The sequence below is a fragment of the Imperialibacter sp. EC-SDR9 genome, assembly GCF_902498805.1.
Taxonomy (GTDB): domain Bacteria; phylum Bacteroidota; class Bacteroidia; order Cytophagales; family Cyclobacteriaceae; genus Imperialibacter.
The window spans coordinates 24,019-30,117 of the sequence record NZ_LR701617.1 but is presented as its reverse complement, the minus strand read 5'-3'; the positions used below and the strand labels follow the sequence as shown (position 1 = coordinate 30,117).

Sequence of the window (6,099 nt, the reverse complement as noted above, 5' to 3'; positions counted from 1 at the left end):
CTTCACTAAGTCCTGAAAAGGCCATTGAGGTTGCCAAATCAGTTTTTGAAATCCAAGTCATTACACCTTCTTCCAAAAGTCCTGTCAAGAAAACAATCCTTATAAAGGACGAACAAAAACAATTAGCACAGCTTTTCGACTTTCCCTAATTTGGGTGTCCCAGTGCGGAACTCAGGAAAAAGGGGCCATTTGGCCCCCTTTTTTCTTCCATACTTTTCAGTGGGCTGCACTACTTTAATATATAGTACACATTAGTCAGCCATTTGCTGGTGTCTTCCTCGGTAGTTGGATCAGTTACATACTCTTCAATCACCATGATGTCTTCAGTCATTTCAAGCCCTTTCGCTGTGAAGTAGTCGTCCATTGCGTAGTGTGCCTCGCCACTACCCTCATAAGCACCATAGTAGGCAATTTTGTAGCCACTGCCGCCAGCCGGGAACGCATCAAACCCCTTGAGAGTGTACTCGCCCTCGACAGGAATGGCTGCTGCCATTACCGTCTGTTCGTTGGCCTCATCCCAAACAAAGTAGATGCTGCTGGGAGCTCCTGCCATCGGTGCTTTTTTCTTAACCAACTGGCTATAAGCTGCACCAAAAGTGTTAGCCATAAATGGCTGCATGTCAAGCCATTTTACGGTGTCTTTTTTACCTATATAGGTCCTGGGGGAGAGCTCGATTGGCTCAATTTTGAAGCCTCTGAAGCTGTCGGACGAGGCTACTTCTTCACTCAATACTTTTAGTTCAGCCAGACCACTTTCAAAGTCTGGACCCATTAACCCGTCCATCATGGGATTCATCAGGTTCATGGGCCTCGGCGATTCGCTGTCCATCGCCCATGTTACTTTTGTTCCATCTGAAGTAGTCTCAAAGGTTAGCGAAACTTTTGCCTTGCTTTCAAAAGGCTTTAAGAAGATCAGGTCTTCTTCAATCTTGTTTTCGGAAATGGAAGTAATTTCCATAGAACCTTCACCCACCTGATCATTTCCAACCCAGGCATACCTGGAGCCTACCTCGCCGTCAGCCCCTTGAATAGTGTAGGTCATGTTGGGATCCAGTTTGTTCCATGGGCTCCACTTCACAAAGTTTTCAAATCTGCCCGCTTGTTGTATCACAAGCTTCTTCGGTGCGTTGATAGTGATACTCCTTTCCAGTTGGTACTCAGTCGGAATCATAAACACAGCCGCAACTCCAATCACTACAATAGCCAAAACTATGTAGAGAATGATCTTAAGTGCTTTCATAGGATGATAAGTTTGGTAAACCCCTAAATTAGGAATTTTCCAAACTTAAAGCCCTGGAATAGAGACAATTAATTTGGTTTCCCTTCTGGCGGAGACATTAACGAACTAAAAAAGTTTCCGTCTTGCCTTCTTCTTTGCAGAGGTAAAAGGCATTGTAGAGGTCATAGTGAATGTCGTCGTAGACAGAGGGGATCACATCAACACCCTTTTCATTGATCAGGCCTTTCTGCCCCCTTTTTTCGACCACGAAGAGCCCGTTGGGCAGTAGTTCAAGCTGGTTGAAACGAGGAAGCATGACGTAGGCTGACTTTCGGTGGTAAAAGCCATATTGATTTCCCTGCCTTAAAATATAGGTGTTCTTATCAACAGACTTGATCTCGTCAAAGTCCAGCCCAACCACTTCATCGCCGTTTTTGTCAATGATACCAGACTTGCTATTTCTTGACACGAGAGAGATGCCATTCGAAAAAGGAGTAACTGAGTCGTAAATGGGCTGCACAACCAGCCGCTCTATTTTGTCAACAAACCCCCAGTGCCCCCGTAGTTTTATCGCCGCCATTCCTTCACGGAAAAAAGCAGCACTGTCGTACCTATTCGCAATTCTAAGTTTATTATCGAGGTCAACAAAGCCGAATTTCTCGTCTTTCACAATGCCAAAAAATGCTTCACTCAGCCCGGACACTCCCTGATATTTACTTGTGCCGTCGCTAATCTTATTGCCGTCTTTGCCATAAGACCACCAGTAATCCCCTTGCCTTAGAAATACAACCGAATCCATATCGGGAATCATTACTTCGTCGAATTCAGGCGCTGTCACTTTTTGTCCTTTTGAGGTCAGCAGACCAAAGCTTCCGGATTCAGTTTCTTCGATCAGCCACGACTTTTTAGCAGATATCGAATGATGGCTTGTGTATAGCCATCCACGCCCAGGCGTTATGAGGTCGGTCGACTCACCATTTTTGGTTAGAATCACGGCTTCATTAATCACCTCACAATAGTCGTGCTTAGGTTCGACCACCCAATCGCCGTTGATGTCTATAACGCCCCATTTTCCTACATACTCAACTGCGGACAGGCCTTCGATGAAACTGTGAGCCCGTTCAAATTTGTGGTCGATAACCATTCCGCCATTAAAGTCAAGAAACCCCCAGTAGGCATCCCGCCTGGCCATGATCAATTTGGATCCTTCCGGCTTTACCTGGTCGTAAGAATGCCTTGTAACTTTCCGGCCATAAGTGTTATATACATCCCACAGCTCTTTGTTGTTTTTTACTACCTGCGTGTAAAAATACTTTCCATCGAAATAGAGGGAATCGTAATACTGTTCAAGAAAGGGTTCGCCCGACTTGTTGTACACCCTGAATTTGTTTTGCTCTTTGCTCACAACAAAATTCTCATCTGTGCGCACAACACTCCAGTTACTTTTGTTGCTCAGTTGTTCCCCCGAAATATTGATGATGGCTTCGCCCTGGTAGGTCTGAACCCTGTACAAACTGGGCCCGATAGTTTCGATATCGTCGAAAGAGAATGTTTTCAGTCTTTTGTTCTTTCCATCGGTCAGGTGCCACGACGGGTAGGTGGTCAGGCGCAGCACCGAGTCGTTTTCAGGAACAATTTCTTTGTAAAACGGCTCAAGTATCATACTGCCATCATTGCGCATGGCACCCAGCTTGCCCTCCTTGGAAATTATAAGGAGGTTGGGGTTGACACGGAACATGCTATCGAGGTTTTCTACCGGCAACTTCAAGCCGCTCACAGTCCACACCGATAGCTTGTCTCTGGCATCGACAGCCTGGTAAATGCCATTGCCGGCGTACTGGATGGATTTGAATTGGAAGGGGATTAAGGTTGCCTCAACTCCTGAAATAAGGCCGTAGGAAGTCTTTTGATTTTCATAGCGTGACGCAATGTAGTTGTCGCCGGATGGGACTATGTCGTAGTATTGGAAGCCCACCAGGGCCGTGCCTTTGGTGTCGAGGACGCCGAAGTAAAGAAAATGTTCGAAGCTGTCGGTTCGGGACGCTCTCAGGAAACCGTTACTCATGGGGGAGAGGTCACGGTAAACAGCTTTGGTAATCTGCTGATCATTTAGCGAGCTTAACCCCCAAAAGCCATTCGATTTATAGCCGATAGTGGACGACAGTGGGTCGACACTCCCATTGCTCCATCCAATGTCTTCATATTTGGCGGGGATGAGGATTTTGCCCTGGTCGTCCTTTAAGCCTTTCCGGTTATTTAGCTCGAAGACTTCTAATACCCGTTCACTGGCTTTTTTGCCATGCGAGAGAATTGGTGCTAAAAAAATAAGTACCAATGAGAACAGGAACCTAACTACAGAAAGCTTCATACGCCGCTAAATTAAGCAAACAGTTAGGAAAAGCGGCAAGAAATTAAACGATCGGGGATTTTGTGCTTATGAATTGGTCGTTTCCGACTGCTTTTCGAGGTCAAACAGGTCGTTCAACACGTCGATAAGGGTTTCAGCCTCACCTCTTTTACAGGCGGCTTTCAGCTGAAGTACAGGCAGCTTAATAATTTTCTGCATCATGCTCCTAGTCACCTTCTCCACTAATTTGCTATCATCCATGCTAGCTCCCTTAAGATACCTGGCAACTTCCTCCTGCCTGATCTGCTCAAGGGCATTCTTCAACTTGTTGATGGTGGGCGAAACCTCCATTTCTTTCGACCAGTCGAGCAGTTCAGCCATGGATCCGGAAATGATGGCCTTTACCTGTGGTATTGCAGCCAGCCTTTTTTCCAGTGCCTCACTTGTTTTGCTATGGATGTCGTCAATGTTGTAAAGCAGCGTTCCGTGCACTTCTTCCACTTCCTTTTCAATACTTCTTGGTACAGAAAGGTCAAGCATGTATTTGAAGGAAAGCGATTCTCCGTTTTGAAGGTGCTCTTTTCTGATTAGAGGCTCTTTATTGGCGACAGACGAAATAACAACATCAGCCTCCTTCATGGCTGCATAAACTGTGTCGAACGGTATGGCCTGAAAACCACATTCCAGGGCTAGTGCCTCAGCTTTCTCAAATGTTCTGTTGGCAATGAAAACCTCTTTGCTCTTGATGTACTCAAGATTGCGGCAAACATCTTCTCCTATTTCACCTAGTCCGACGATCAAAATTTTTGGCGTGGGGATGGCAACAGTAAGCTCCCCAATCAACTCAACGGCGGCATAGCTCACAGAGGCTGCGCCGTCTCTGAAAGAGGTTTCCTGAACTACTTTTTTATTGGTGAAGAAAATCGTGTGCATCAGCCGGTGCAAAAATGGGCCCGCCATGTCCTCATCTGCCGACCACTGATATGATCGCTTGACCTGATTGGCTATTTGCAAATCACCAACTACCTGCGCTTCCAATCCCATGCTCACATCGAAAAGGTGCTGAAGGGCGTCTTTATGGTTGTTAATCACCACGAAGAAATCTTTGTAGTCGCCAATATCATTGATTGACCTTTCGAGGGCAATCAGTTTGATGATGTCTTCGGAAAGGTCTGCTTCTGAAGAATAGTATACTTCGGTTCGGTTGCAGGTGGAAAGCACTAGCGCCTCAGTGATGGGCGTAAATTCTTTGAAATACTTCAGCAAGCGCTTGCAGGCCTCCTCATCGAAGGACACAAGCTCTCTGATATTGAGCGGGGCGCTTTTGTACGATAGACTTACTGCTTTGAAAAGCTTATGCATTTTCCACTTTAATTCGGGTTCAAAAATAGCTCCGTATTGATTTTAAAGGAAATGACATTTGTCAGATAACTCAATTTAGAATGAGTTTAAATTAGAGATAAATGCTCGCTACTGATAAATGAACAGTTTTTTGCCTTGAAATTGTTTACTGGAAGCCAAAAATATCTAACTTAATATTCAACAAATGCTTCTTACGGACTATGAGCCAACTAAATAAATGGCTAAGAGAGAATTTCGGCTACAGTAAAAAAGAAATTAATGGTAGCATCATTCTTCTCTTTATCATTAGTGTTCTATTCCTTGGAGTCTATGCACTTGACTACTACAGGTATGCTAGTAACGAGTATTCGTCTGAAAAAGATTTGGAACTTTTAGACAAATGGGCAGCCGAGCTCCAATGGGCTGAAGACGTCGGGGAGGATAAGGAAAGCGCCCGGCAAATGTTGGCCCTTAGCAATTTGGGAAAATTTGATCCCAACCAGATTTCGGAGGCACAATTGAGAGAAATGAAAATACCACCCTATCTGGCATCCAACTGGAGTAAGTATACAAGCCGGGGAGGTAGGTTTTATGATAGCAAAGACTTGCTTAAGCTTTATGGAATGGATTCCTCTATTTTTGAGCAGCTTGCCCCGTATTTATCAATAGCGAATACAAAGCCCAGTTCGGACAATACCAGGCCAATAGCTGAAGGAAAGTCAAAAGTCGTCAAGGAAACAGTTAGGTTAATCGATATCAATCTGGCAACAGCAGAGGAGTTGCAAGCGGTACGGGGCATAGGCCCGGCTTATTCTGCCAGGATCATCAAATACAGGAATGCTCTTGGTGGGTTTCACGACCGTGGGCAGCTGGCGGAAGTGTATGGACTCAAGCAGGAAACGGTATCTGCCTTGTGGGAGAAGTTTGATCTCAACCCTGCTAATTGCTGCGTAAAACTGTCGGTCAACACCATCCATTTGGATTCGTTAAAACTGCAACCCTATATTAACTACAACCAGGCAAGAGCTTTGGTAGCCTACCGGGATCAGCATGGAAAGTTTGCTAGCTGGAACGATGTAGCAGAAATAAAAATCATCCCGGATTCAACCATCCAAAAGTTAAAGCCGTATTTTGAATTCTAGTGAATAATGAACAATTAGGTTTATCGTTTACCTGATAGTTATCGAAAGGC

Annotated in this window: 4 protein-coding genes; 1 reads left to right on the top strand and 3 read right to left on the bottom strand. The window is 45.1% G+C overall.

The genetic code is table 11. The features are described 5' to 3' along the window. Positions 1–229 precede the first annotated feature (229 nt). From GC130_RS25145 to hemA, 3 genes are all read right to left on the bottom strand, one after another. On the bottom strand, positions 230–1,240 hold the full coding sequence (locus GC130_RS25145) for an SRPBCC family protein (protein WP_152001138.1): 1,011 nt from the start codon (positions 1,238–1,240) through the stop codon (positions 230–232). 97 nt (positions 1,241–1,337) lie between these two features. Further along, on the bottom strand, positions 1,338–3,587 hold the full coding sequence (locus GC130_RS25140) for a WG repeat-containing protein (RefSeq protein WP_152001137.1): 2,250 nt from the start codon (positions 3,585–3,587) through the stop codon (positions 1,338–1,340). A gap of 66 nt (positions 3,588–3,653) precedes the next feature. After that, positions 3,654–4,928, bottom strand: coding sequence for a glutamyl-tRNA reductase (hemA, locus tag GC130_RS25135; protein WP_152001136.1), 1,275 nt, complete (start codon positions 4,926–4,928; stop codon positions 3,654–3,656). 200 nt (positions 4,929–5,128) lie between these two features. Here hemA and GC130_RS25130 point away from each other — a divergent pair, with 200 nt between their 5' ends. Continuing rightward, complete coding sequence (locus tag GC130_RS25130; protein WP_152001135.1) at positions 5,129–6,049, top strand: helix-hairpin-helix domain-containing protein; 921 nt, start codon at positions 5,129–5,131, stop codon at positions 6,047–6,049. Positions 6,050–6,099 lie beyond the last annotated feature (50 nt).

What these genes read in the sequence shown, in the direction of transcription:
- GC130_RS25145 (WP_152001138.1), bottom strand. Translation starts at nt 1,240, where the DNA reads ATGAAAGCACTTAAGATCATTCTCTACATAGTTTTGGCTATTGTAGTG.
- GC130_RS25140 (WP_152001137.1), bottom strand. Translation starts at nt 3,587, where the DNA reads ATGAAGCTTTCTGTAGTTAGGTTCCTGTTCTCATTGGTACTTATTTTT.
- hemA (WP_152001136.1), bottom strand. Translation starts at nt 4,928, where the DNA reads ATGCATAAGCTTTTCAAAGCAGTAAGTCTATCGTACAAAAGCGCCCCG.
- GC130_RS25130 (WP_152001135.1), top strand. Translation starts at nt 5,129, where the DNA reads ATGAGCCAACTAAATAAATGGCTAAGAGAGAATTTCGGCTACAGTAAA.